17 protein-coding genes, 1 tRNA gene and 1 pseudogene are annotated in these 25,293 nt (G+C 73.0%); 15 read left to right on the forward strand and 4 right to left on the reverse strand.

Annotation, left to right across the window (positions count from 1 at the left end):
• Positions 1-124: 124 nt before the first annotated feature.
• From rodA to G6R25_RS08030, 4 genes are all read left to right on the forward strand, one after another.
• On the forward strand, positions 125-1,360 hold the full coding sequence (gene rodA / locus G6R25_RS08015) for a rod shape-determining protein RodA (protein ID WP_163552464.1): 1,236 nt from the start codon (positions 125-127) through the stop codon (positions 1,358-1,360).
• 75 nt (positions 1,361-1,435) lie between these two features.
• Positions 1,436-3,508, forward strand: a complete 2,073-nt coding sequence (locus G6R25_RS08020) for a TIGR03960 family B12-binding radical SAM protein (protein ID WP_235947781.1) — start codon at positions 1,436-1,438, stop codon at positions 3,506-3,508.
• Complete coding sequence (locus tag G6R25_RS08025) at positions 3,492-4,253, forward strand: TIGR03936 family radical SAM-associated protein (protein WP_136446666.1); 762 nt, start codon at positions 3,492-3,494, stop codon at positions 4,251-4,253. The genes G6R25_RS08020 and G6R25_RS08025 overlap by 17 nt, the downstream gene beginning before the upstream one ends.
• A gap of 115 nt (positions 4,254-4,368) precedes the next feature.
• Positions 4,369-8,199 carry a ribonuclease E/G gene (locus G6R25_RS08030; RefSeq protein ID WP_163552465.1) on the forward strand — a complete coding sequence of 1,277 codons (3,831 nt, stop codon included), beginning with the start codon at positions 4,369-4,371 and terminating at the stop codon, positions 8,197-8,199.
• A gap of 95 nt (positions 8,200-8,294) precedes the next feature.
• Here the strand turns inward: G6R25_RS08030 and G6R25_RS08035 are convergent, their stop codons facing one another.
• Positions 8,295-8,855, reverse strand: a complete 561-nt coding sequence (locus G6R25_RS08035) for an MFS transporter (protein ID WP_163552466.1) — start codon at positions 8,853-8,855, stop codon at positions 8,295-8,297.
• Positions 8,856-9,276: 421 nt separating this feature from the next.
• Here G6R25_RS08035 and rplU point away from each other — a divergent pair, with 421 nt between their 5' ends.
• The 4 genes from rplU (at position 9,277) to proB (ending at position 12,793) form a co-directional block, all read left to right on the forward strand.
• Positions 9,277-9,594 carry a 50S ribosomal protein L21 gene (rplU, locus tag G6R25_RS08040; RefSeq protein WP_163552467.1) on the forward strand — a complete coding sequence of 106 codons (318 nt, stop codon included), beginning with the start codon at positions 9,277-9,279 and terminating at the stop codon, positions 9,592-9,594.
• Between the two features lie 5 nt (positions 9,595-9,599).
• The gene (gene rpmA, locus G6R25_RS08045) at positions 9,600-9,869 is read left to right on the forward strand and encodes a 50S ribosomal protein L27 (RefSeq protein ID WP_136446670.1); all 270 of its coding nucleotides are present in this window, start codon (positions 9,600-9,602) and stop codon (positions 9,867-9,869) included.
• Positions 9,870-10,126: 257 nt separating this feature from the next.
• On the forward strand, positions 10,127-11,671 hold the full coding sequence (obgE, locus tag G6R25_RS08050) for a GTPase ObgE (RefSeq protein ID WP_163552468.1): 1,545 nt from the start codon (positions 10,127-10,129) through the stop codon (positions 11,669-11,671).
• Positions 11,672-11,680: 9 nt separating this feature from the next.
• Positions 11,681-12,793 (forward strand): glutamate 5-kinase, encoded by a 1,113-nt coding sequence (proB, locus tag G6R25_RS08055; protein WP_163552469.1) that lies wholly within the window; start codon positions 11,681-11,683, stop codon positions 12,791-12,793.
• A gap of 226 nt (positions 12,794-13,019) precedes the next feature.
• On the opposite strand, the gene G6R25_RS08060 is transcribed toward proB, so the two are convergent.
• Positions 13,020-16,142, reverse strand: coding sequence for an AAA family ATPase (locus tag G6R25_RS08060; protein ID WP_163552470.1), 3,123 nt, complete (start codon positions 16,140-16,142; stop codon positions 13,020-13,022).
• Positions 16,142-17,314 (reverse strand): exonuclease SbcCD subunit D, encoded by a 1,173-nt coding sequence (locus G6R25_RS08065; protein WP_163552471.1) that lies wholly within the window; start codon positions 17,312-17,314, stop codon positions 16,142-16,144. Before G6R25_RS08065 ends, G6R25_RS08060 begins: the two co-directional genes overlap by 1 nt.
• 215 nt (positions 17,315-17,529) lie before the next feature.
• Between G6R25_RS08065 and G6R25_RS08070 the strand changes: the two genes are divergently transcribed.
• From G6R25_RS08070 to G6R25_RS08080, 3 genes are all read left to right on the forward strand, one after another.
• The gene (locus G6R25_RS08070; RefSeq protein ID WP_136448941.1) at positions 17,530-18,789 is read left to right on the forward strand and encodes a glutamate-5-semialdehyde dehydrogenase; all 1,260 of its coding nucleotides are present in this window, start codon (positions 17,530-17,532) and stop codon (positions 18,787-18,789) included.
• 167 nt (positions 18,790-18,956) lie between these two features.
• Positions 18,957-19,844 (forward strand): AAA family ATPase, encoded by an 888-nt coding sequence (locus G6R25_RS08075; protein ID WP_163552472.1) that lies wholly within the window; start codon positions 18,957-18,959, stop codon positions 19,842-19,844.
• Positions 19,845-19,857: 13 nt separating this feature from the next.
• Entirely contained in the window at positions 19,858-21,273 is a 1,416-nt protein-coding gene (locus G6R25_RS08080; RefSeq protein ID WP_163552473.1) for a vWA domain-containing protein, read from the forward strand.
• 34 nt (positions 21,274-21,307) lie between these two features.
• On the opposite strand, the pseudogene pgm reads toward G6R25_RS08080, so the two are convergent.
• A pseudogene (gene pgm / locus G6R25_RS08085) lies at positions 21,308-22,965 on the reverse strand (phosphoglucomutase (alpha-D-glucose-1,6-bisphosphate-dependent)).
• Positions 22,966-23,161: 196 nt separating this feature from the next.
• Here pgm and nadD point away from each other — a divergent pair.
• The 4 genes from nadD to G6R25_RS08105 all read left to right on the forward strand — a co-directional run bounded on the left by nadD (position 23,162) and on the right by G6R25_RS08105 (position 25,262).
• Entirely contained in the window at positions 23,162-23,749 is a 588-nt protein-coding gene (gene nadD, locus G6R25_RS08090) for a nicotinate-nucleotide adenylyltransferase (RefSeq protein ID WP_163552474.1), read from the forward strand.
• Positions 23,750-23,939: 190 nt separating this feature from the next.
• Entirely contained in the window at positions 23,940-24,389 is a 450-nt protein-coding gene (gene rsfS, locus G6R25_RS08095) for a ribosome silencing factor (protein WP_163552476.1), read from the forward strand.
• The gene (locus G6R25_RS08100; RefSeq protein ID WP_163552475.1) at positions 24,386-25,087 is read left to right on the forward strand and encodes a histidine phosphatase family protein; all 702 of its coding nucleotides are present in this window, start codon (positions 24,386-24,388) and stop codon (positions 25,085-25,087) included. The genes rsfS and G6R25_RS08100 overlap by 4 nt, the downstream gene beginning before the upstream one ends.
• Positions 25,088-25,188: 101 nt before the next feature.
• A tRNA-Ala gene (locus G6R25_RS08105) sits at positions 25,189-25,262 on the forward strand.
• The last annotated feature ends 31 nt before the right edge of the window (positions 25,263-25,293 follow it).

A 25,293-nucleotide genomic window follows, 5' to 3' on the forward strand; every position in this document is an offset into this window, starting at 1 on the left:
TCGGCGCCGAGCCGAGCGCCGCCCGCGGGCCTCGCGCGCCCGTGACCTGCTCCGCCGGACCACCCGGCGCGGGTGTGGTCCCGGGCGCGCGTGGACGACCGGGCGATCTTTGGGAGGAGGCGTTGTGACCCAGGAGGCGGGACCGACCGCGCTGCGGTCGTCCCCGGTACCCGTGCGGGGGCGGATCGGGCAGCTGCGGGACCGCGCCTCGGGGCGCCATTCGCCGCTCCGACGGCTCGACTGGACGCTGCAGCTGTGCGTCATCGGCCTGTCCGTCGTGGGCGCGCTGCTGGTGTGGTCGGCGACCCGCCAGCGTTTCGGCGAGGCCGGCAGTGATCCGCAGACGTTCCTCAAGCGGCATCTGCTGAACCTCGCCATCGGGCTGGTGCTCGGCGCGGTCGCGACCCTCGTCGACTACCGGGTGCTGCGCGCCTACGCGCCGTTCGTCTATCTCGGCTCGCTCGTCGGGCTCGTCGCGGTGCTGCTGTTCGGGTCGACGATCAACGGTGCGCACTCGTGGATCGTGCTGCCGGCCGGCTTTCAGCTCCAGCCGTCGGAATTCGCCAAGGTGGCGCTGGTCGTCGGCGCCGCGATGATCCTCGGGGAGAAACACGAGGACCGCCACACCGGGATCCGGCGCAGCGCCCCCGGTCACGGCGACGTGCTGCTCGTCCTCGGGTTGACCGTCGTCCCGATCGCACTGATCATGCTCCAGCCGGACTTCGGCACGGTGATGGTGCTGGTCTTCACCACCCTCGGCATGCTGGCGGTCAGCGGGGCGCCGCGGCGCTGGGTGCTGGGGCTGATCCTGTGCGGGGTGCTCTTCGGCGGCGCGATCCTGCAGTTCCACCTGCTCCAGCTGTACCAGGAGGCCCGGCTCACCTCGTTCGTCTCCGAGAACAAGGCCTCCTCCGGCACCGGTTACAACGTCGCCCAGGCCATGATCGCGATCGCCAACGGCGGCGTGACCGGCCGCGGTCTGCTGCACGGCCAGCAGACCCAGGGGCAGTTCGTCCCCGAGCAGCAGACCGACTTCGTGTTCAGCGTGGCCGGTGAGGAGCTGGGGTATCTCGGCGCCGGTGGGATCATCGTGTTGCTCGGCGTGGTGCTGTGGCGGGCGCTGTCGATCGGCTTCGGCTCCCAGGACTCCTTCGGTGCGCTCATCGCCACTGGGGTGGTCTGTTGGTTCACCTTCCAGTCGTTCGTCAACATCGGGATGTGCCTGGGGATCATGCCGGTCACCGGCCTGCCGCTGCCGTTCCTGTCCTACGGCGGCTCGTCGATGTTCGCCAACATGATCGGCGTCGGCCTGCTGCAGAACGTCCGCCTACGCGCGCGTTCCGACCCCTACGCTTCGTAGCCGCCGGGCTGGGGGGAGGTCCGGCGATCGCGCGGGCGGCGTGGTGGGGTGTCGCCGTGCCGTAGGCTCGCCTGCATGTCCGGACAGTCGCTGTTCGCTCGCCTGGAGCCGCTGCTCCCGCGGGTGCGAAGGCCCGTGCAGTATGTCGGCGGCGAGGGGAACTCCATCGTCAAACCCTGGGACGCCGCCGTGGTGCGCTGGGCGCTGATGTATCCGGACGCCTACGAGGTCGGCCTGCCCAACCAGGGGCTGCAGATCCTCTACGAGATCCTCAACGAGCAGCCGGACGTGCTCGCCGAGCGGACCTACTCGGTGTGGCCCGACCTGGAGGCGCTGCTGCGCGAGCACGGCGTGGCGCAGTTCACGGTGGACGGGCACCGGGCGGTCCGGGATTTCGACGTGCTCGGCGTCAGCTTCTCCACCGAGCTCGGCTACACCAACCTGCTCACCGCGCTCGACCTCGCCGGGATCCCCCTGCAGGCCGAGCGCCGTGGCGAGGCCGACCCGCTGGTTGTCGCGGGTGGGCACGCGGCGTTCAACCCGGAGCCCATCGCCGGGTTCGTCGACGCCGTGGTGCTCGGTGATGGCGAGCAGGCCGTCCTCGGCATCACCGACGTGATCCGCGGGTGGAAGGCGGCCGGCGCCCCCGGTGGGCGCACCGAGCTGCTGGCCCGGCTTGCCCGCCGCCGGCTGGTCTACGTGCCGGCGTTCTACGACGTCACCTACCGGCCCGACGGCCGCATCCAGGCGGTCACCGTCAACCGCGACGACGTCCCGACCCGGCCGAGCAAGCACACGCTGTCCGATCTTGACGCCTGGCCGTATCCGAAGGCCCCGCTGGTCCCGCTGGCCGAGACGGTGCACGAACGCCTGAGCGTGGAGATCTTCCGCGGCTGCACCCGGGGCTGCCGGTTCTGCCAGGCCGGGATGATCACCAGGCCGGTGCGGGAGCGGAATATCGAGACCGTCGGCGCGATGATCGAGACGGGTCTGCGGGCCACCGGCTTCTCCGAGGTCGGCCTGTTGTCGCTGTCCAGCGCCGACCACACCGAGATCGGCGAGATCGCGACCGGCCTCGCCGACCGGTACGAGAACGAGAAGATCTCGCTGAGCCTGCCTTCGACGCGGGTGGACGCGTTCAACGTCACCCTCGCGAACGAGTTCTCCCGCAACGGCCGGCGCAGCGGGTTGACGTTCGCCCCGGAGGGCGGCTCCGAGCGGCTGCGCAAGGTCATCAACAAGATGGTCAGCGCCGAGGACCTGGTGCGTACCGTCAGCACCGCCTACGCCCACGGCTGGCGCCAGGTGAAGCTCTACTTCATGTGCGGGTTGCCGACCGAGACCGACCAGGACGTGCTGGAGATCGCCGACCTCGCCCGGGAGGTGATCCGGGCCGGCCGTCGCGCCAGTGGCCACCGCGACATTCGCTGCACGGTGTCGATCGGCGGCTTCGTCCCGAAGCCGCACACCCCGTTCCAGTGGGTGGGTCAGGCGTCGCACGAGGTGACCGACGCGCGGCTGAAGCTGCTGCGCGACACCGTACGAGCCGACAAGGAGATCGCTCACGCCGTCGGGTTCCGCTACCACGATGGCCGTCCCGGCATCATCGAGGGCCTGCTGGCCCGCGGTGACCGCCGCGTCGGCGCCGTGATCGAGCGGGTCTGGTGCGAAGGCGGCCGCTTCGACGGCTGGAGCGAGCACTTCTCGTTCGAGCGCTGGGAGTCGGCGTGCGCCGCCGAGCTCGAACCGCTCGGGGTCGGTCTCGACTGGTTCACGACCCGCGAGCGCGACGAGCGCGAGGTGCTGGCCTGGGACCATCTCGACGCGGGCCTCGACCGGGACTGGCTGTGGGCCGACTGGCAGGAGGCGTTGCGCGGCACCGAGCTCGACGACTGCCGCTGGACCCCCTGCTACGACTGTGGCGTCTGCCCGACGATGGGGACCGATACGCAGATCGGCCCGACCGGCCGGTCGTTGTTGCCGGTGGTGAGCGTGTCGGCGGGTACGCCGGTGGTCGCCGCCGCTGGGGTGTCCGTCGATGGCGTTGACGGCGTCGACATCGAGGCCGCACCCGGCGGCGTCGAGGATAGGCCGGCAGCCGGTTCCCGGCTCCGCCCGGCGGCGGTGAGCAGTGGCACGCCGGCCTGAGGGGCCGCCGCCCCCGCCGGTCGTCCAACGGGTCCGGCTGCGCTTCGCGAAGCGGGGACGGCTGAGATTCCTGTCACATCGGGACGTCGCTCGCACGTTCGAGCGGGGGCTGCGCCGGGCGGCGGTGCCGATGGCGTACTCGGCGGGCTTCAGCCCGCACCCCCGGATCTCCTGGGTGGGCGCCGCGCCCACCGGGGCCGCCAGTGAGGCCGAGTACGTGGAGCTGGCGCTGGCCGTCGAGGTGGAGCCGGCGCAGCTGCAGGCCGACCTGGACGCGGCGTTGCCGCCCGGGCTGGACGTGGTGGGCGCCGTGGTAGCCGAGGGGACGGGGCTCGCGGAGCGGATCGATGCCTCCCGGTGGGTCGTGCGGCTACCGGGGGTCGCGGAGCCCGAGTTGCGCGGCGCGGTGACCGAGCTGTTGCGGCACGAGGTCGTCGAGGTCGAGCGGGCGACCAAGGACGGTCGGCGCCGGTTCGATGTGCGTGCCGCCATTGTCTTGGCCGTTTGTCGTGCAGGGAACGACACGTGTGCGATACTGGAGCTGGTCGTGCGGCACACGACGCCCGCTGTGCGACCAGACGACGTGCTGACCGCCCTTGGCGTGGTAGCCGGTCTGCGCCCGTCGGTGCCGCCCGAGCCAACCCGGCTGGAGCAGGGCCGACTGCGCGATGATGGGACGCTGGCGGACCCGCTAGCGCCGGACCGCAACGACGCTGGCCGGCTAGCAGGTCGATCATCAGCGTGATGCAGGGCGTCGCAGGCTTCCCCGGCAGCAACTGAGCCGGACCGAGACATTGGCTTCTGCGCGGCCGCGACTGCACCAGGCAGCGCGCCCGGGAGCCCGAGAGGCTTCTTAACCCGTGCCCGACGATGACCTGACCACCCAGACCGAATCCGAAGCCACCCGCCCTGCGCCCCGTCGGCGCAGGGCCGCAGGGCGGGCCGCCGGGCCGCCCCCCGAGCACCCGGACGGGTCCACTCCCGACGGCGCCGTGGCAACCGCCGCCCCGAGCGTGACCAGCGACACCGCCGATTCCTCGGCGCCCGCGTCCGTCTCCGGCAACGGTGCCGCCCTGGCAGCCGAGCCGCCGGCAACCACCCGGCGGCGGACGAGGACCAGCCCCACCCCGCGCACCCGCGCGACCAGGGCGAAGGCGGCCGGTGCGGCCACGGCCGATCCGGCCGCGCCGCAGGTAGCGGAGGCGGCCGATCCGGCCGCCGCCGGAGCCGCCGAGGCCGCCGAGGCATCCGCTGCGACCACCGATCCCGCTGCGACCAGCGGTGACGGCGCGGCCGGGGGCGCCGAGTCCCCGGCGCCGGCCCGGCGCACCCGGGCGACCCGCAGCCGTCGCGCCGTCCGTGACGTCGCCGCGGCGGAGGTCCCGGCCTCTGTTGAGCCCTTGATCGGCGCCGACACGGCAGCGGCAGGGTTGTCCGCCACCGTCGCTACCCCGCTCGTCGCCGCGGGCGCCACCACCGAGTCCCCGTCCGCCACAACGGCGCCGGCCGGCGAGGCCGCGGCGGCGCCGCCCGTCGAGGACACGCCGAAGCCCAAGCGGACCCGTTCGCGCCGGGCCACCTCCGGCCCTGTGACGCCACCAGCCGTACCCCCGGTCGGCGAGTTGCCGGCCGGCGAGCCGTCCGTCGTCGAACCGGCGCCGACCTCCGCCGCGCCCGTCGAGGTCGGCGGCGGCGAGGCCACCCAGCCTCGCGCCACCCGTACCCGGACCACGAGGCGTCGCGCGACGGCCGCCAAGGCCGCGCCCGTCGAGCCCGCGTCCGGCTCCGCGCCGGCAGCAGACGCTCCCGCCGGTCCGGCACAGGGAAGCGAGGGATCAGCCGGCGAGGCTCCCTCGACTCCCGTCGCCGGGCCGTCCGCGGTCGCTGAGCCGCGGGCCGGTATCGAGTCGCAGGCCGATGCTGAGCCGTCTGCTGTTGCCGACCCGGCTGTCTTTGCGGACCCGGCCTTCGTCGACGAGCCGGTCGCTGCGAGCGCCCCACTCGGCTCCGCGACCATCGAAGATGAGCAGGCCCAGGTCGTACCGCCCGCCGCCGAATCGGCACCGGCCGGCACCCGCTCCCGGACGAGGACCCGGCGGGCCACCGCCCCGACCTGGGCCGGCATCGGCGACGAACCGGCCGCCGAGCCCGTATCCCGCCCGGCGGCCCGCCGCCCGGTGGCGATGGTGACCTTCCAGGCGCCGGAGCCGGCGGCCGCCGACGAGGTCACCGACACCGACATAGACACCGATATCGATATCGATATCGCAGCCGAGGAACTCGCCGCCGTCGACGAGGACGGGGAGTTCGACGAGGACGACCAGGGTGGCGGGTCGGGTTCCACCCGCCGCCGCCGTCGTGGCCGCCGCGGCCGTGGCCGGGCCCGCGGAGACGAGGACGGCACCGAGACCGACGAAGGCCCGCGCGTGGTCGCGGACGCCACCGATCGTCCCGGGCGCAGCGGCGCGGCGGAGCCGGCCGCGGTGGACGGCGGTGAGGCGGCGGACCGCGCCGACGCCGACGCCGACGCCGGCGACGACGACGACGAGGACGAGGACGAGGACGAGGACGATCGCGCGGGCGGTTCGCGTCGGCGTCGGCGTCGGCGTCGGCGTTCCGGCGGCGACGAGCCGGGGGTGGTCGACGACCCGCCGAACACCGTCGTGCACGTGCGTGAGGTCCGCCGCGACGACGATCTGGTCCGGGGCCTGAGCGGCTCGACCCGGCTGGAGGCCAAGCGCCAGCGGCGACGTGAGGGCCGGGACAGCGGCCGGCGCCGCCCACCGATCGTCACCGAGGCCGAGTTCCTCGCCCGCCGCGAGGCGGTCGAGCGTCGCATGATCGTGCGCCACGCAGGTGACCGCACCCAGATCGCCGTCCTCGAGGACGGCGTGCTCGTCGAGCACTTCGTCACCCGCGCGAGCTCCGCGTCGTACGCGGGCAACGTCTACCTCGGCCGGGTGCAGAACGTGCTGGCCAGCATGGAGGCGGCGTTCGTCGACATCGGCAAGGGACGCAACGCCGTCCTGTACGCCGGCGAGGTCAACTACGACGCCTCCGGGCTCGACGGCCGCCCCCGCAAGATCGAACAGGTGCTCAAGTCGGGGCAGTCGGTCCTGGTCCAGGTCTCCAAGGACCCGATCGGGCACAAGGGCGCCCGGCTCACCAGCCAGATCAGCCTGCCGGGCCGGTACCTCGTGTATGTGCCGGACGGTCAGAACGCCGGCATCAGCCGCAAGCTGCCCGACACCGAGCGCGCGCGACTCAAGAGCATCCTGAAGAAGATCACGCCCGAGGACGGTGGCGTCATCGTGCGCACCGCCGCCGAGGGCGCCTGCGAGGCCGAGCTCGAGCGTGACGTCGAGCGGCTCGCGGCGCAGTGGGAGGACATCCAGCGCCGCGCCAAGAAGGCGTCGGCGCCGTCCCTGCTCTACGGCGAGCCGGACCTCGTCGTGAGGGTGATCCGCGACATCTTCAACGAGGACTTCACCGAGCTGGTCGTCCAGGGCTCCGGCGAGGCCGCGACGATCGAGGAGTACATCGACGCCGTCGCCCCCGACCTTCGCCCGCGCATCCGCCGCTACACGGGAACCGGCGACGTCTTCGTCGACTACCGGGTGGACGAGCAGCTCGCCAAGGCGCTCGACCGCAAGGTCTGGCTGCCCTCAGGCGGATCGCTGGTCATCGACCGCACCGAGGCGATGACGGTCATCGACGTCAACACCGGCAAGTTCACCGGCAAGGGCGGCAACCTCGAGGAGACCGTCACCAAGAACAACCTGGAGGCCGCCGAAGAGATCGTCCGCCAGCTGCGGCTGCGGGACATCGGCGGGATCATCGTCATCGACTTCATCGACATGGTCCTGGAGAGCAACCGGGAGCTGGTCCTACGCCGGCTCACCGAGTGCCTCGGTCGTGACCGCACGCGGCATCAGGTCGCGGAGGTGACGAGCCTCGGCCTGGTCCAGATGACCCGTAAGCGGGTGGGTCAGGGCCTGCTGGAGGCGTACAGCGAGCCGTGCGTGCACTGCAACGGCCGCGGCGTGCTCATCCACCTCAACGGCAGCGGCGGCCACGCCCACTCGGGGGCCGCCTCGGCCGCCTCGGCCGTCTCCGGTGGGTCCGGTGCCGGCCAGGCCGAACCGGCTGCGGTCGGGTCCGGGTCCGGCGGGTCGGGTCGGCGCTCGCGCGGCGCCGCCACCCGCGCCGCCGGCGGACCCTCACTCGTCGCTTCCGCCTCGGCCGGCGCTCCCGCCGCGGCCATCGAGCTGGCCGGCGCCACGGTGACGGAGGCCGGCATCGTCCCGCCGGCCTCAACGGACAACGACGGCACCGGCCCGACGGCAGGCGATGCCGGCGGCGCGCCGGACTCGCCGTCGGAATCCGCGGTCGTGGTGGTGGACGCCGCTTCCGGGCCGATCGTGGCGGTGAACAGCAACGGCCACGTCCCCGCGGCGGCGGACGCCGGCGGCGACGCGACGGTGACCCTCGCGTCGACGGCCGGAGGCGGGGCCACGACACCGCCCGTCTACGCGAACTCCGACGACCCCGACAGCCTCGCCACCGTTGACAGCGGCGCGACCGCCAGCAAGCCCGTCCGGAGCCGCCGGCGCCGGGCGTCCCGTCCGGTTTCCAAGCCGGCCGATTCGTTGGAGTCCGTGCCGCCGTCGGCCGAGTTCACCGCCACCTGACGAACGACTGAACGACTGAACCCTGCTGGTCGCCCTTCCCCTCGGATCCTTCCGGGCGGGCGGGGCGACCGGCCGGCGCCGGGGGCGTACCAGCCTCAGACGGCGGCGGTCGGACCTGCCGGGCTCTGGGGCGTTGCCGGCCCGGGGCGGACGAATCCGCGGCCGGGGTTCTCCCGCATCAGCAGATCCAGGGTGGCCCGCGAGCGGGACAGCGCGACCTCGACAGCCTGGTGGGCGCGCCCCGCGTCGCCCATCTGCAGCGCGTACGAAGCGATTGTCAGCGACTGGACGAGATCATCCTGATCGGCGAGGTCCGGACTCATCCGCTGGCGCGGCGAGTCGTCCGGCTCCGGGTCCTCACCCGCCGGCTGCGCCGGCACTCCCCAGGCCGCCGGATCCCGGCGCCGCAGCGCGATCCAGCCTGCCGCCAAGGCGGTTCCCAACAGCCAGCAGGCACCCGCCCAGGGCGGCACGCCGGCGAACGCCGTGAGGGCGAGACCGACCACCACCAGCGCTGCCAGCGCACCGGCCGCGGCCGGGACCGTGCCGGGAACCGAACCGTGCCGGCGGGCCGCCTCGGCCGCCGGGCGGCAGACCACGGCAAGAGCCGTAGCTGTCCCGGCGCCTGCGGTCCAGACGAGTAGCTGCCAGACCATCCTCACCACCCCCGAATGCGCTCCATAGCCCCCGAACGCGCGCTGTCGCCTTCGAATGCGCCCCATCGCCTCCGATGCGGCATAGCCTCCGGAGTCGAAGCCTCACGATCTATCGTGGAACTGCGCCTTGCGGACGTTCCATGTTTCCCCTTCCCCGGCGTGCTTCACCATGGCCCGTCCGGGTCATCCGGGAATATGGCCCGTGCACGGGGAACAGGGCGGTGCGGCTCCCGATCGTCACCCCCACGGCGATGACCTGTAAGGTGAAGTCCGCGCGTTCATCCGGACCGGGCCCGGCCCACCGGAAGAGCCGCCGGACGGCTGCTCTGCGGCCGATGGTGGCGGGGGGGCGCACTCAAAGCTCCGCGGGGAACCTGGGTTCCGCGCGGTCACAGCGGTTCAACAACAGCAGGGAGATCTGGTGTACGCGGTCGTTGCCAGCGGCGGCAAGCAGCACAGGGTCGTCGTCGGCGATGTCGTCGACGTCGAACTCCTTCCCGGAGAGCCGGGCGTGGCCGTGAACCTTCCGGCCCTCCTGCTCGTCGACGGCGAGTCGGTCACCCACGAAGCCGGCGCGCTCGCGTCCGTCGAGGTGACCGCCGAGGTGGTCGGCGTCGTCAAGGGCCCGAAGATCCGGATTCACAAGTTCAAGAACAAGACCGGCTACCACAAGCGTCAGGGCCACCGCCAGAAGCTGACGCGTCTCAAGGTGACCGGCATCGAGACCGGGAAGGCCTGAGCGAGATGGCGCATAAGAAGGGCGCGAGTTCCTCGCGCAACGGTCGGGACTCCAACGCTCAGCGGCTGGGCGTGAAGCGTTTCGGCGGCCAGTTGGTCAAGGCCGGCGAGATCATCGTTCGCCAGCGCGGCACCCACTTCCACCCGGGTGAGCTGGTCGGGCGGGGCAAGGACGACACGCTGTTCGCGCTGTCGGCCGGTCACGTGCAGTTCGGCCACCGGCGTGGTCGCCGCGTCGTGAACGTGGTCGAGCTGGTGGCGGCGCCCGCCGCCTGACTCGACCGGGCGGCGATGCCGATCGGGTGTGCCAGACCTGGTCCGCCCGACACGGCGTTCGCTGTCCCCGATGCCAAGCACATAGCCGCGTGCATCATCCCGCCTCGGGGTTCGGTGCGCGCGGCTTTGGCATGTGCTGCGGCGTTGCTGTGCAGGAGGCGCCGCGTCGCGGACCCGGCGCACGATAGAGGTAGCGGCTGCTGGCCGACGACGGTCGGCAGACTGTAGGACACGAAGCAGGGTGAGAGGACGCAGCGATGCCGACCTTTGTCGACCGGGTGGTGTTGCACGCGGCGGCTGGGGACGGCGGCCACGGCTGCGCCTCCATCCACCGGGAGAAGTTCAAGCCGCTGGGCGGTCCGGACGGTGGTGACGGCGGCCGCGGCGGCGATGTTCGCCTCGTGGTGGACCCGAGCGTGACCACCCTGCTCGACTTCCACTTCCATCCGCATCAGCGGGCCTCGCGGGGCCGCCCCGGCCAGGGGTCGAACCGGTACGGAGCCGACGGCGAGGACCTCATCCTCCCGGTGCCCGACGGCACGGTCGTCCTCAACGGCGTCGGAGAGCAGATCATCGACCTGGTCGGAGCGGGCAGCGCGTTCGTGCTCGCCCGGGGCGGCCGCGGTGGCCGGGGGAACGCGTCGCTGGCCTCCGCCCGTCGCAAGGCCCCCGGATTCGCCGAGCTCGGTGAGCCCGGCGAGCAGCTCGACGCCGTCCTCGAACTCAAGACGGTGGCCGACGTCGCGCTCGTCGGGTTCCCGAGCGCGGGGAAGTCGTCCCTGGTGTCGGTGCTGAGCGCCGCCAAGCCCAAGATCGCCGAGTACCCGTTCACGACCCTCGTGCCCAACCTCGGGGTGGCCCAGGCGGGAGATCACCCGCCGTACACGGTGGCGGACGTCCCCGGCCTCATCCCGGGCGCCAGCGAGGGGCGCGGCCTGGGCCTGGAGTTCCTCCGGCACATCGAGCGCTGCTCGGTGATCGTGCACGTGCTGGACTGCGCCACGCTCGAACCGGGACGCGATCCGCTGACTGATCTCGACGTCATCGAGGCCGAGCTCGCGGCGTACTCCGCCGACCTGTCCGACCGACCCCGGCTCGTCGTCCTCAACAAGATCGACGTGCCCGACGCCGCCGACCTCGCCGACCTGGTCACCGCTGATCTGCGGGCTCGCGGGCTCGACGTGTTCGCGGTCAGCAGCGCCACCCGGCGGGGGGTACACGCGCTGTCGCTGGCGTTGGCGGAGCGGGTCGCGGCGCTGCGGGCGGCGGCGCCGAGCCCGTCCGCGACCCGCATCGTCCTGCGTCCCCGGGCGGTGAACGAACCGGACTTCACCGTGACGACCCTCGGCGAGGGTTTCCTCATCTCCGGGGCGAAGCCGCTGCGGTGGGTGCGCCAGACCGACTTCACCAACGACGAGGCCATCGGGTTCCTCGCCGACCGGCTCGCCCGGCTCGGAGTGGAGAAGGAACTCGCCCGGCTCGGCGCGACCGCGGGCGTCGAGGTCACGATCGGCGACGTCACCTTCGACTGGGAGCCGACGCTGGGCGTCGGCGGGCCGGGCGTCGGCGACGCCACCGAGGATCGTCTCGGTGCCGACGAACCGGCTGCCGGCACCCGGGCCGTCGCAGCGGGCCCGGCCCCGGTCTCCCTCGGCCCGCGCGGCAGCGACGACCGGCTGAGCGGTTCCGTCCGGCTCACCCGGGCCGAGCGAATGGCCCGGGCGCGGCGGTCCCGCCTGGCGGACTCCGACGCCGCGGGCGCCGACGCCCGCACCGGCGGCGCCGTCGACACGGACGCGTAGGGGCGCCACATGCGGGCGTTCGTCGCCGATGCGCAGCGTGTCGTCGTCAAGGTCGGGTCGTCGTCGCTGACGACGGCTGCGGGCGGTCTCGACGTCGCCCGACTGGACAGCCTCGTTTCCGCGCTGCTGCCCAGGGCCGGGCAGCTCGTGCTCGTCTCCTCCGGGGCGATCGCCGCCGGTCTCGCCCCGCTCGGGCTGGCCCGCCGGCCGCGTGACCTCGCCACCCAGCAGGCCGCGGCCAGCGTCGGGCAGAGTTCCCTGGTGCACAGCTACGCCGCGGCGTTCGGCCGGGCGGGCTTCCGCGTCGGCCAGGTGCTGCTCACCGCCACCGACGTCATCCGCCGCACCCACTACCGCAACGCGCGTACCGCGCTCGACCGGCTCCTCGAACTCGGCGTCGTTCCGATCGTCAACGAGAACGACGCGGTGGCGACCCAGGAGATCCGTTTCGGTGACAACGACCGCCTCGCCGCGATCGTCGCCCACCTGGTGTCCGCGGACCTGCTGGTGCTGCTGTCGGACGTGGACGGTCTCTACGACGCCAATCCCCGCCACGGGCCGGCGAACCTGCTGCGGGAGGTCCGCTCGGACGCGGATCTCGCCGGGCTCACCGCCCGGGGGACGGGCACCGCCGGCGTCGGCGTCGGCGGCATGGCGACCAAGATCGAGGCTGCCCGCATGGCCGCGTCCGGCGGGGTCAGCGCGATCATCACCTCGGCGGCGAACGCGGCGCCCGTGCTGCGCGGCGAGGAGGTCGGGACGGTGTTCCATCCCACCGGACCGCGCCGGGCCTCCCGGCTGCTGTGGCTGGCCCATGCCACCGCGCCGGAGGGGCAGCTACGCCTGGACGACGGCGCCGTCGCGGCGGTCGTGCGGCGGCGGGCGTCGTTGCTGCCCGCCGGGGTCACCGGCGTCGAGGGCGACTTCGCCGCGGGCGACCCGGTGGATCTCGTCGATCCCGACGGTCGCCCGGTGGCCAGGGGACTGGTGGCGTTCGACGCGGCGGAGCTGCCGGCGATGCTGGGACGGTCCACCGCCGAACTCGCCGCCGAACTCGGCCCCTCCTACGAGCGGGAGATCGTGCACCGGGACGACCTCGTCCTGCTGCTGCCGACCCGCTGACCGCCCGCTGGCCGTGCAGAACGCACCGCAGTCCGCACGGCCGCAGTCTGTACGGCGCGTCGCAACCGCGCACTGGCACAGCCTCGCCGGTGGCAGGACGCGGGGCGGCGGCGGCGCGCGGCGTGCGTCCGGTGGGCGGTGCGCCGTACGGGGTTCCGGCCGGGGACCGGTCCTGACCGGCCGTCCCCCTCGGCATCGGACTTGGGTTCGGTGCCGAGGTGCCGGGTCAGGGGGTGGTCTCGACGCTGCTGCCGTTCGTGCCTTTGCTGACCCGGATCTGGTTCGGGATGCGTTGGCGCAGGTCGGCGACGTGGCTGACGACTCCGACGAGCCGCCCGCCGGAGCGAAGCTCGTCGAGGACACCCATCACCTCGTCCAGGCTGTCGGGATCCAGTGTCCCGAAGCCCTCGTCGATGAACAGCGCATCCATCCGCCGCCCGCCGGCCTCGGCGGTCACGACGTCGGCGAGCCCGAGGGCCAGCGACAGCGCAGCCTGGAAGGTCTCGCCGCCGGACAGCGTCCCGGTGTTGCGTCGGCGGCCCGTCCACGCGTCCTCGACGAGCAGTCCCAGCCCCGCCCGCCGTCGCCGGTCGCGCCGCTCCCCGGTGTCGTGGACGAGGGTGAACCGCCCGCCGCTCATCGCGGCGAACCGACGGCTCGCCGCGATCGCTACCTCCTCCAACCGAGCCGCGAGCACGAAGCTCGACAGCGGCATTCCCTCGGTGTTGCCGCCGCGGCCCGCAGCGAGCTCGGCCAGCTGATGCAGCTCGTCGGCCTCGGCGCGCAGAGGATCCAACGCGGCGAGGTCCGCGGTGAAGGTGGTGTGCAGAGCGGTGAGTTCGGCTGCCCGCCCGCGCGCCTGCGCGAGCGCCGCGACGGTTGCCTCGTGCGCCTGTCGGGCTGCCCCGGCGGCCGCCTCGTGCTCGGCTAGGTGGTCAGCCGGGTGATCGATGAAGTGCTCGGCGAGGGCCGGATCGACGGCGAGATTGTCGTCGGAGAGGGCTGCGGCCACCGCGGCCGTCTCGTCCCGGTGCGCCTGCACCTCGCGCTCGGCGGTCCGTAGCCAGTCCGTGTCGCGGACGGCGGCGGCTGCATCGTCCAGGTCGGAGAACTCGGCCTGGCGGACGAGATCGAGGGCGGTGAGGCCGGCCTGGACGTGTTCGGCGCGGGCGCGTTCGGCCGCCAGCTCCGCGTCGTGGGTGGCCTGCTGGTCGTCGGCGAGTGCCGTCACCGCGTCCAGGCGTGCCGTGAGCGCCTCGGCGTCGTGCAGGTCGGCGGGTACCGCGGCGAGCCGCGTAGCGGCCAGCTGGTGCAGCTGCGCCGCCCGCAGCCGCCCCGCCTGCTCGCTGGACCGTGACGCCGCCAGGCGGGCGGCGACGTCCTTGTCCTCCTCGTACACGGCGAGTTGGGCGGCTTCGGCGGGGGCCAGGTCCACGGCGGCGTCGGTGTAGGCGGTCACCTGGTCGTCCACCTCGGCGGCGAGCTCGGCGAGCCGGCCCGCCGACGCGGGTGCCCGGTCGTCGAGCAGCTCGGCGAGATCGAAGCGCCGCACCTGCGCCAGCGCCTCCTCGGCGGGCGGGTCCACGGGGGCGGACGGTTCGCGGGCCAGCTCGGCATGCAGCGTGCGGACCTGCGTCTCCCACCGGTCGGCGGCGCGCAGCGCCACCGCCGCCTCAGCGGCGATTCGATCCGCCTCCTGCTCGGCGGTGGTCTCCTCCTCCTTGCTCACGTGATCGGCGCGGCCCTCCGCCGGATCGGGGTGCTCGAACGCGCCGCACACCGGACACGGGGTGTCGTCGACGAGTGCGGCGGCGAGCTCCGCGGTGATCGCGTCGAAGCGCTGTCGGCGCAGGTCCTCGGCCTGAGACCGGGCGACGGCGGCGCGGTCGCGGGCGACGTCGGCGTCCCGGCGGGCGCGATGCTGGTCAGCGACCGCGCCGGCGAGTTCCCGGGTCCACCGGGCCCGTTCGGTCAGGGCCGGCAGGGTGGCACCGGCCCGGCGCGCAGCGGCCACCCGGGATTCGGCCGCCGCCCGGACTGCCGGCAGCTCGTCGTCGAGCCGGTGGGCGAGCGCCTCGGCGTCGCGCCGATGCTCCTCTGCGTCGCGCTCGGCCTGCCGAGCGGCCCGGTCGTCGTCCTCGGCCTCCGCCCGGGTCCGCGCCAGTCCTTCGAGCCGGCCGACTTCGACGTGGGCGAGTCGGACGAGTCCGAGGAGCTCGTCGACGTCGGGGGGCCCGCTCGGGCGGTCGCCATGGTGGGCGGTGAGCTGGCCGGGGGAGTGCGGGTCCGTGGAAAGCAGGCCGGCGGGGTGTGCGGCCAGGCGCTGCCGGGCGGCATCCGCCGCTGCGCGGGTCTGCTCGGCGGCTACGGTGCGTCGGCGCAGCTCGGTCAGCGCGGGGGTGACGACTGCGGCCCGTCGAGCCGCATCGGCCTCGGCGGCGAGCTGATCGACGGCGGCGCGGCGTTCGGCCAACTCGTTGCGGCGCGCTGTGAGCGTCCGGCGCCGCTCGATGCGGCGGACGAGGTCGCGGGCACCGGCGAGTGCGGCGTCGGCGGCGGTGCGGGCCTGGTCGGCAGTCCGCTGGACCGCCTCGGCGACCGCCGCCGCCGCGTCCGCCTGACGGGCGAGGTCGGTAGCCCAGGCGGGATCGTCGGTCGGATCGGCGGGCTCAGCCGCCCCGGCGACTTGGGCGATGCGTGCGGCCACCCGACCGAGCTCGGCCGTGGCGACCCCCAGCTCGTCGTGGCCGCTCTTGGCCCGGTCGCGCAGCCACTGCTCGGTGAATTCGAAGCGGCCGACGCCGAACAGCGTCTTGAGCAGCCTCTCCCGGTCGTCGTGCCCGGCCTGGAGGAAGTCGGCGAACCGGCCCTGCGGCAGCAGGATGACCTGGAAGAACTGGTCGTGCGTCATTCCCAGCATCAGGCCGATCTCATGCCCGACGTCCTGCGGCCGGCTGGCGATGGTGTCCCACCCCTCGGCGGTGTGGCGGTCCAGCCGGGCGGTGGGGTGGGCCCGGGTGGTTCCGCCGGCCCGCTTCGATCGGTCCCACGCCGGGCTGCGGGTGATCCGGAAGCGTTCGGCCGAGACCGAGAACTCCAGGCTCGCCTCTGGCCGGGCCGACGCGGCGGCATGGTGAGAACGCAGGTCCGGATCGCCGGTGACCTTGCCGCGCATCCCGGGCACCTTGCCGAACAGGGCGAACCCGATCGCGTCGAGCAGCGTGGTCTTGCCGGCGCCGGTCTCGCCGCAGAGCAGGAGCAGACCCCCGCTGCCGACCCGGTCGAAGTCGACGTCAACGCGGTCGGGGAAGGCCCCGAACGCTTCCAGGCGCAGCCGGTGAGGGCGCATCAGGCCGCCTCCTCGGCGATCCGGGCCGCGTCGAGCGCGTCGGTGAGCAGCGCCCGTTCCCGCGGCGACGGATCGTCGCGCACGTGGGCCACGAACGCCGTGGCGATCTCCAGGTCGGTCCGGCCGCGGGTCCGTTCGCCGAAGCTGCGGTCGTCGCCCGCGCCGGCGGGTGGTTCGTGGGCGAGGCGCAGGGCGTGGGGGAACCGCCGCTGCAGCGTCGCCATCGCGTCGCCCGGCCGGACCGGATCGGTCAGCACCGCCGAGACGAAGTCCCCTTCGTGGGCGGCGAATCTCGCGGCGGTCAGCAGCTCGTTCAGGGTGCCGCGCAGCACCGCCATCCGCCGCTCGGCGGGCACCGCCACGCCGCGGACCGCCCTGATCCCGTCGCGGCCGATGTCCACCAGCAGGGAGGTCTTGCGGTCGGCGGCCTCCGAGAAGGAGAAGGCCATCGGCGAGCCGCTGTAACGCACGGCGGGCGTGATCGCCTGCGGGCGGTGCAGATGACCGAGCGCGGTGTATGTGATGCCGTCGAACAGGCTCGACGGCACGTTGCCGACCCCACTGACGGAGATGTCGCGTTCGCTGTCGCTGCCCGCACCGCCGGTGACCCAGGCATGCGCGAGGACGACGCTGCGGGCGCCCGGGTGGCCGTCGAGGTCGGCCCGCATGGCGCGCATCGCCCGGCGCATCGTCGCCGCCTGCGAGAACGACGCCGCGCCGGCCGGGTCCGCGCCGGCCAGGTCTGGGCCGGGCAGCAGGGCGTTCGCGGTCGCCGGCTCCAGATAGGGGATCGCGTAGATCCGCACGGGGCCGTCGGCGTCCTCGACGACGACGGGGACGCCCACCGCGGCCGGGTCCGTCCTGATCCGGATCCGCGGGTCGAGCAGGCCGGACTTGTCGCCGAGGCGGCGGGCGGCGTCGTGGTTGCCGCTGATGGCCACGACCCGGGTGCCCGCGTCCCGCAGCCGCGACAGCGCCTCGTCGAACAGTTCCAGCGCGCGCACCGGCGGGATGGCGCGGTCGTGCACGTCGCCACTGACGAGGACCACGTCGACGGACTCCGCCCGGACGACCTCGACGAGGTGGTCGACGAACGCGGCCTGGGCCGCCAGCAGGTCATGGCCGTGCAGGCCACGGCCGAGATGCCAGTCGGAGGTGTGCAGAGCGAGCATGCGAGCACGGTAGGCAGGCACCCGCGCCCGATTGGCACGGGGGTCCGCCGTGGTCGTGAAAGGTGCCGTTGTGCAGCCAGAACGCCTGATTCGTCCCCCGGTCCGCGTCCGATCCGTACCCGGTCCGCACGGACCGGACGCGGGTGCCGCCCGGCGCCGGTAGCCTCAGCAGGGTGGGTTGCGCCGCGGCGCCCACACTTACGGAGGATCCCGAAATGATCACCTCTGCGGAGGCTGTCCGAGACGTAGCAGTGCGCGCGAAGGCGGCGGCGGCCCTGCTGGCCCCGGTTAGCCGCGGCGAGAAGGACCGCGTGCTGCTCGCGATGGCCGAGGCGCTTCTCGCCCGGTCCGCGGAGATCCTCGCGGCCAACGCCGAGGACGTCGCGGCCGCGCAGGCGGCGGGAACTCCCGCCGCGATGGTCGACCGGCTCACCCTCACCCCGGCCCGCCTGTCGGGCATGGCCGACGGGCTGCGGCAGGTCGCCGTGCTGGACGACCCGGTCGGCGAGGTCGTGCGCGGGCGGCTGCTGCCCAACGGCATGGAGCTGCGTCAGGTCCGCGTCCCGCTCGGCGTCGTGGGGATCATCTACGAGGCGCGGCCGAACGTCACCGTGGACGCCGCGGGGCTGTGCCTCAAAAGCGGCAACGCGGTGCTGCTGCGCGGCAGCGCGTCGGCGGTCCGGTCCAACACCGCCCTGGTGGAGGTCCTGCGCGACGTCGCCGCGGCGGGCGGCCTGCCGGCCGACGCGGTCCAGCTCGTCCCCGGCCTCGATCACGACTCCGTCAAGCATCTGATGCGGCTGCGGGGCCTCGTCGACGTGCTCATCCCCCGCGGCGGGGCCGGGCTCATCCGGGCGGTGGTGGAGGAGTCGACCGTGCCGGTCATCGAGACCGGGGTCGGCAACTGCCACGTCTACGTCGACGTCGACGCGGATCTCGACCAGGCGCTCGCGATCACCGTCAACGCCAAGACCCACCGGGTCTCGGTCTGCAACTCGGCGGAGACGCTGCTGGTGCACCGCGCCGTGGCGCAGCGGTTCCTGCCGCGGGTCCTGGCCGCGCTGCACGACGCGGGCGTCGCCGTGCACGGCGACGAGGCCGTGTGCGCGGTGGACCAGCATGCCGTGCCCGCCACCGACGACGACTGGGCGGCCGAGTACCTGTCGCTGGACATGGCCGTCCGGGTCGTCGACTCGCTCGACGACGCGGTGGCGCACATCCGCCGCTGGGGCAGCGGGCACACCGAGGCGATCGTCACCCGCTCGCTGCGCGCATCCCGACGCTTCATCACGACGTGCGACTCGGCGGCGGTGATGGTGAACGCCTCGACCCGGTTCACCGACGGCGAGCGGTTCGGGATGGGTGCCGAGATCGGCATCTCCACCCAGAAACTGCACGCCCGGGGGCCGATGGGCCTGCCCGAGCTGACCTCGACCACGTGGGTCGGCGTCGGCGACGGCCATCTCGTGAGCTGACCTGCACCGATGCCGACGGTGGCCGGCGCCGCGGGATCCCAGTGCGCACCACGGCTTCGCCCACCCAGGCCCGGACCAGAGCCGCAGACGGGTCGTAACCGCTCGTCTGCGGCTTCATCCTGGCACTATGGACGTGGCGATGCTTGACACGGGGACGGAAGGTGGCCATGTCGCTTCAGGAACACGCTTTCGCCGACGTCGCGGACGTGCGGGAACGCCTCCGCGGGACCGGGTACCTCGCGGACGAGGCGATCGCCACCACGGTCTTCCTCGCCGACCGGCTGCGTAAGCCGCTGCTCGTGGAGGGCCCGGCCGGCGTCGGGAAGACCGAGCTTGCCAAGGCCCTGGCCACCGCCGTCGGCGCCGAGCTGATCCGCCTGCAGTGCTACGAGGGTCTCGACGAGGCCCGCGCGCTGTACGAATGGAACTACAAGAAGCAGTTGCTGCGTATCCAGGCAGGTTCCGGCGATGCCGGCGCGCAGGGCTGGCAGCAGGCCCACGACGACATCTTCAGCGAAGAGTTCCTGCTGTCCCGGCCGTTGCTGACGGCGATCCGTCGCGAGGAGCCGACGGTCCTGCTCATCGACGAGACCGACAAGACCGACGTAGAGGTGGAGGGCCTGCTGCTGGAGGTGCTGTCGGACTTCCAGGTGACGATTCCCGAGCTCGGGACGATCAGCGCGACCCAGCGCCCGTTCGTCATCCTCACCTCGAACGCGACCCGGGAGCTCTCCGAGGCGCTCAAGCGGCGCTGCCTGTACCTCAACCTGGACTATCCCTCGGCGGAGCGGGAGAAGGAGATCGTGCTCTCCCGGGTGCCGGACCTGCCGGAGAAGCACGCCGAGTCGCTGGTCCGGATCGTGCGTGCGCTGCGTGCGATGGAGCTGAAGAAGGCGCCGTCCATCGCCGAGACGATCGACTGGGCGCACACGGTGCTCGCGCTCGGGTTCGACACCTTCGACGATGCGGCCGTCGCCTCCACCCTCGACGTGGTGCTCAAGCACGCCAGCGACCAGGCCCGCGCCATCAGCCACCTCAAGCTCACCGCGAACTAAGGGGGGCGCCGGCATGAACCTGCTGGACCGCACCGTCGAGTTCACCGCCGCCCTGCGCCGGGCCGGCGTCCCGGTCAGCAGCGCCGAGACGGTGGATGCAGCCCGCGCCGTCGGGGCCCTGGGCTGGGCCGACCGCGACGCCGTGCGAGCTTCGTTCGCCGCGACCCTGTGTAAGCGGCCGGTGTACCGGCCCGCCTTCGACACGTTGTTCGATCTGTACTTCCCGCCGCGCATCGGCAACGGCGTCTCGCTGGACGATCTCCTCGGCGACCCGACGGCCGCCGGTGACGGTGAGCTGGAACCCGGCGACCTGACGCCGGAGGAGCTGACGGCGCTGCGGCAGGCGCTGCGCGACGAGCTGCTCGACGCGTTGCGTGACGGCGACGACGAGGCGCTGCGCCAGCTCGCCCGACAGGCGGTCAACGCGTTCGGTTCGTCGCAGGGCAGCGCCGGCCGCTCCTGGTTTCTGTACCGGGTGCTGCGCGCGATGTCCGCGGAGACGCTCATCGCCGACCTGCTCTCGGCGTTGCTGGGCGACTCCGAGCGCGGCGGCCTCGCCGAGCGGGCCGCCCGGCAGACGATCACTGATCGGATCCGCGATTTCGAGGAGCTGGTCGGCGCGGAGGTGCGGCGCCGGATGGCCGAGGAACGCGGCATCGAGGCGGTCGAGCGCAGCGCGGTCAAGCCGCTCAGCGACCAGGTCGAGTTCCTGCGCGCCTCCCAGCGTGACCTCGTCGAGCTGCGCCGCCAGGTCCAGCCGCTCGCGCGGCGCCTCGCGACCCGGCTGACCGCGCGGCGCCGCCTCGGCCGCACCGGCCGGCTGGACTTTCGGCGCACGGTCCGCGCGGCCCTGGCCACCGGCGGCGTGCCGGTGGACACCAAGCACCGCCCGCACAAGCCGCACAAACCCGAGCTCGTCGTGCTGTGCGACGTCTCCGGCTCGGTGGCATCGTTCGCGCACTTCACCCTGATGCTGACGCACGCGCTGCGCGAGCAGTTCTCCAAGGTCCGCGCGTTCGCCTTCATCGACACCACCGACGAGGTGACCCGCTACCTGCGCGGCCTCGACCTCGGCGACATGATGGCGCGGATCTCCGCCGAGGCCGACCTGGTCTTCTTCGACGGGCACAGCGACTACGGCCACGCCATCGAGGTCTTCGCCGAAAAGTACCCGGAGGCGGTGGGGCCGAAGACGTCGCTGCTCATCCTCGGCGACGCACGGAACAACTACCGGTCGACGTCCGCGGCGGTGTTCCGGCGGCTGTGCGCACAGGCCCGGCACTCCTACTGGCTCAACCCGGAGCCGCGCACCTACTGGGGTTCCGGCGACTCGGCGACCGACGTCTACGCCGAACTGGTCGACGAAATGGTGGAATGCCGCAACATCGACCAGCTCCAGGACTTCATCGAGCGCCTGCTGCCCGCCTGACCCGCTCCCGCACTTGGCCGGGAGCGGGTCCCGGTCAGCCGCGGGTGAGGGCGGCGTCCACGATCGCCTGGGCCTGTGTGATCACCTCGTCGAGGTGCTGCGGGCCGCGGAAGCTCTCCGCGTAGATCTTGTAGACGTCCTCGGTGCCGGACGGGCGGGCCGCGAACCAGGCGTCGTCGGTGACGACTTTCACCCCGCCGATCGCGGCGCCGTTGCCGGGCGCATGCGACAGCGCGGCGGTCACCGGGGCGCCGGCCAGCGTGTCCGCGCTCAGGCTCGCCGGCGTGAGGGCCGCCAGGATCTTCTTCTGCGCCGGCGTGGCGGGCGCCGGTACGCCGGCGCGCCGTGCAGCTCGGTCAGCTGCTCGTACAGCGCCCCGGGATCCCGGCCGGTGACCGCCGTCATCTCCGCGGCGAGCAGGCAGGCGATGAGGCCGTCCTTGTCCGTCGTCCACATCCCGCCGCCGCGGCGCAGGAACGACGCGCCCGCGCTCTCCTCTCCGCCGAAGCCGAGGGTGCCGTCGGTGAGCCCGTCGACGAACCACTTGAAGCCGACCGGCACCTCGACGACGCCGCGGCCGATGCCCGCCCCGACCCGGTCGATCATGCTGGAGCTCACCAGGGTCTTGCCGATCGCCGCGCCCGCGGGCCAGTCGGCACGGTGGCCGAACAGGTAGGCGATCGCTGCGGACAGGTAGTGGTTCGGGTTCAGCAGCCCGGCGCCCGGGGTGACGATGCCGTGCCGGTCGGCGTCGGCGTCGTTGGCGAGCGCCACGTCGAAGGAGCCGGCGAGGCGCAGCAGGGAGGCCATCGCGTAGGGCGATGACGGATCCATCCGGATCTTACCGTCCCAGTCCGTCGTCATGAACGCAAACGTTGGGTCGACGGCGGTGTTGACGACCTCGAGGTCGAGTTTGTACCGCTCCGTGAGCGCCTGCCAGTAGACCAGGCTCGCGCTGCCGAGCGGATCGACGCCGATGCGAACGCCGGCCCCGCGGATCGCGTCGAGGTCGACGACGTCGCCCAGATCGGTGACGTACGCGCCGACGTAGTCGTGCACCACCGCCGCCGCCCGGGCCTGCGCGTACGGCACCCGGGTGACGCGGGCGAGACCGGCTTCGAGCAGGGCGTTCGCCCGATCCTGGATGACCTTGGTGGCGGCGGTGTCGGCCGGTCCGCCGTGGGTCGGGTTGTACTTGAAGCCACCGTCGGCCGGCGGGTTGTGCGACGGCATCACCACGATCCCGTCGGCGAGCCCACGCCCGGCGGCGGCGCCTGCCGCGGTGATGCCGAGGCGGCGGTTGTGCCCCAGGATGGCGTGCGAGATCACCGGGGTCGGCGTCGCCTCGCCGTCCGGGGCGATGCGCACCGGCACGCCGTTCGCGACGAGCACCTCCAGGGCGGTGGCCAGCGCCGGGCCGGACAGGGCATGGGTGTCGATCCCCAGGAACAGCGGCCCGTCGACGCCCGCCGCCGCCCGGTAGTCGCAGATCGCCTGGGTGGTGGCGAGAATGTGGTCGGCGTTGAAAGAGCCGCGTAGCGCCGATCCGCGGTGCCCGGACGTCCCGAACGACACCCGCTGGGCGGGGTCCGCGGGATCGGGATGGACGTCGTGATACGCCGCGAGCAGGGCGGCCACGTCGATGAGGTCCTCGGGGGCGGCGGGCTGCCCCGCGCGCGGGCTGGTCGGCATGAGCGGCGCCTCCTCGCGGTGGAACACCGGTGGCCCGGCGGCCTGCCGTCAGCCTAGTCGGGTCGTCCCCCGCGGGGTTGATTCGTCCCTGGGGTGCCGGCTGGTCGTGGGCCGCCGGTGGGCGGGTTTGTGGGACATCTCCCGTCCGGCCTCAGGCTGCGCGCGCGTGCCGGTCCTGCAGCGTTACTGTCCCGTCGTGCGACTCGGTGTGATGGGTGGGACCTTCGATCCCGTCCACAACGGGCATCTCGTCGCTGCCAGCGAGGTGGCCGCCCTGTTCGACCTCGACGAGGTCGTGTTCGTGCCGAGTGGGCAGCCCTGGCAGAAGGTCCACCGCGTGGTCTCGGACCCGGAGGATCGCTACCTGATGACCTTCCTCGCCACCGCGGAGAACCCGCAGTTCACCGTCAGTCGGGTCGAGATCGACCGGGGCGGGGCGACCTACACCATCGACACTCTGCGCAACCTGCGCGGAGCCCGGCCGGACGACGAGCTGTTCTTCATCACCGGCGCCGACGCGCTCGCCCAGATCTTCACCTGGCGTGACCATCGTGAGCTCTTCGGGCTGGCGCACTTCGTCGGGGTCAGCCGCCCCGGCTACCAGCTTGCCCTGGACGCCGCGCTGCCGGCGGACTCGGTGAGCCTGCTGGAGGTGCCGGCACTGGCGATCTCGTCCTCCGACATCCGGCAGCGGGTCGGGCGCGGCGCCCCGATCTGGTACCTCACGCCGGACGGCGTCGTGCGCTACATCGCCAAGCGGCACCTCTACCAGCCGCCGGCCTGACCCGGTGCCGGACCATCCCGAACCGTGGCTGGTGCGCTGTTATCACGGTTTTCGGGCCGTCGCCGACCTGATGGGTGCACTGCCCGGGCGGGGATGTGTCACGCTGGACTTAGCCGCCCGACCCCGGGCGGTGCGCGGGCCGACCGGTGGCGGCCGTCCCGTGGACGTCACCACCCTGGAGACCCTCAGCGTGACCGCTTCCCCGCGAGCCGTCGAACTTGCCCTCGCCGCAGCGCAGGTCGTGGCCGACAAGCTCGGCCACGACCTGCTCATCCTCGACGTGAGCGAGCGGCTCGCAATCACCGACTGTTTCGTGCTCGCCTCCGCGGGCAATGAGCGGCAGGTCAAGGGCATCGTCGATGAGGTCGAGGAGAAGTTGCGCCCACTCGGGGCCAAGCCCGTCCGGCGCGAGGGAGAGCGGGAGGGCCACTGGGTCCTGCTCGACTTCGTCGACGTCGTCGTGCATGTCCAGCGGGACGAGGAACGCGTCTTCTACTCCCTGGAACGGCTGTGGAAGGACTGCCCGGTGATCCCGTTCACCGACGCGACCGTCGGGGCCGTGGCCGGCGCCGCAACCTCGGCCCCCGGGGCGCCCTCCTCGGCCGGCCCGCTCGGTGGCGGTTCGGCGAACGCCTTGTGAGGCTGCTGCTCTGGCGGCACGGCCGAACCACCTGGAACGACGTCGGTCGCTTCCAGGGGCACGCGGACCCGCCCCTCGACGCCACGGGGCGGGCCCAGGTCGCCGCGGTGGCCCCGATCATCCGGGCGATGCGTCCGGAACTGGTCGTCTCGTCCGATCTGCAACGCTGCCGGGACACCGCGGCCGGCCTCGACCTGCCGTCGCGGACCGACGCGCGGCTGCGCGAGATCGATCTCGGGTCGTGGTCCGGGCTGACCGGCTATGAGGCGGCTGTCCGCTTCCCCGCGGAGGACCGCGCCTGGCGCTGCGGCGAGGACGTGCGCCGCGGCGGCGGGGAGACCTACCTTGAGGTCGCCCGGCGTGCCGGGGCGGTCTTCGACGAGGTTCGCGCCGAAGGGCTGCCGTCCGAGCCGGACGGGCTCGTCGTGTTCGTGCTGCACGGCGGCACCGCCCGCTCGCTGATCGGCCACATCCTCGGCCTGCCGCCGGAGCTGTGGTGGCGCTTCGGGCCGCTGGCGAACTGCCGCTGGTCGGTCCTCCGCGTCGTCGAGGACGGGTACCGGCTCGCCGAGCACAACGTGGGCCCGCTGCTGACCGGTAAGGTCGGCAGCGCCGGATCGGGTCTGTCCGAGTCCCTCCTGCCAAGCCAGGGGGCTTCGACGGAGTCCGACACGGAGCCTGTACACTTGCGGAAGTAGCCCACCAGGCGCGGCGGTAACGGTGCCAGGGGGGCGGCACGCCGAGGTTCACTCGGTCTGATATCGAGGTTCACTCGGTCTGATATAAATGAACAGCAGTTGGGGCTGTGGCGCAGTCTGGTAGCGCATCACACTGGCAGTGTGAGGGTCAGGGGTTCGAATCCCCTCAGCTCCACGAGACTTTGGGCGTCTTGTTTTCTCCCTTT

Origin of the sequence: Candidatus Frankia alpina (assembly GCF_902806485.1) — a bacterium.
Lineage (GTDB): Bacteria > Actinomycetota > Actinomycetes > Frankiales > Frankiaceae > Frankia > Frankia alpina.

Coding starts and splice junctions, on each gene's coding strand:
- G6R25_RS08020 (WP_235947781.1), top strand. CDS start 1,436: ATGTCCGGACAGTCGCTGTTCGCTCGCCTGGAGCCGCTGCTCCCGCGG.
- G6R25_RS08035 (WP_163552466.1), bottom strand. CDS start 8,855: ATGGTCTGGCAGCTACTCGTCTGGACCGCAGGCGCCGGGACAGCTACG.
- rpmA (WP_136446670.1), top strand. CDS start 9,600: ATGGCGCATAAGAAGGGCGCGAGTTCCTCGCGCAACGGTCGGGACTCC.
- obgE (WP_163552468.1), top strand. CDS start 10,127: ATGCCGACCTTTGTCGACCGGGTGGTGTTGCACGCGGCGGCTGGGGAC.
- proB (WP_163552469.1), top strand. CDS start 11,681: ATGCGGGCGTTCGTCGCCGATGCGCAGCGTGTCGTCGTCAAGGTCGGG.
- G6R25_RS08060 (WP_163552470.1), bottom strand. CDS start 16,142: ATGCGCCCTCACCGGCTGCGCCTGGAAGCGTTCGGGGCCTTCCCCGAC.
- G6R25_RS08065 (WP_163552471.1), bottom strand. CDS start 17,314: ATGCTCGCTCTGCACACCTCCGACTGGCATCTCGGCCGTGGCCTGCAC.
- G6R25_RS08070 (WP_136448941.1), top strand. CDS start 17,530: ATGATCACCTCTGCGGAGGCTGTCCGAGACGTAGCAGTGCGCGCGAAG.
- G6R25_RS08075 (WP_163552472.1), top strand. CDS start 18,957: ATGTCGCTTCAGGAACACGCTTTCGCCGACGTCGCGGACGTGCGGGAA.
- G6R25_RS08080 (WP_163552473.1), top strand. CDS start 19,858: ATGAACCTGCTGGACCGCACCGTCGAGTTCACCGCCGCCCTGCGCCGG.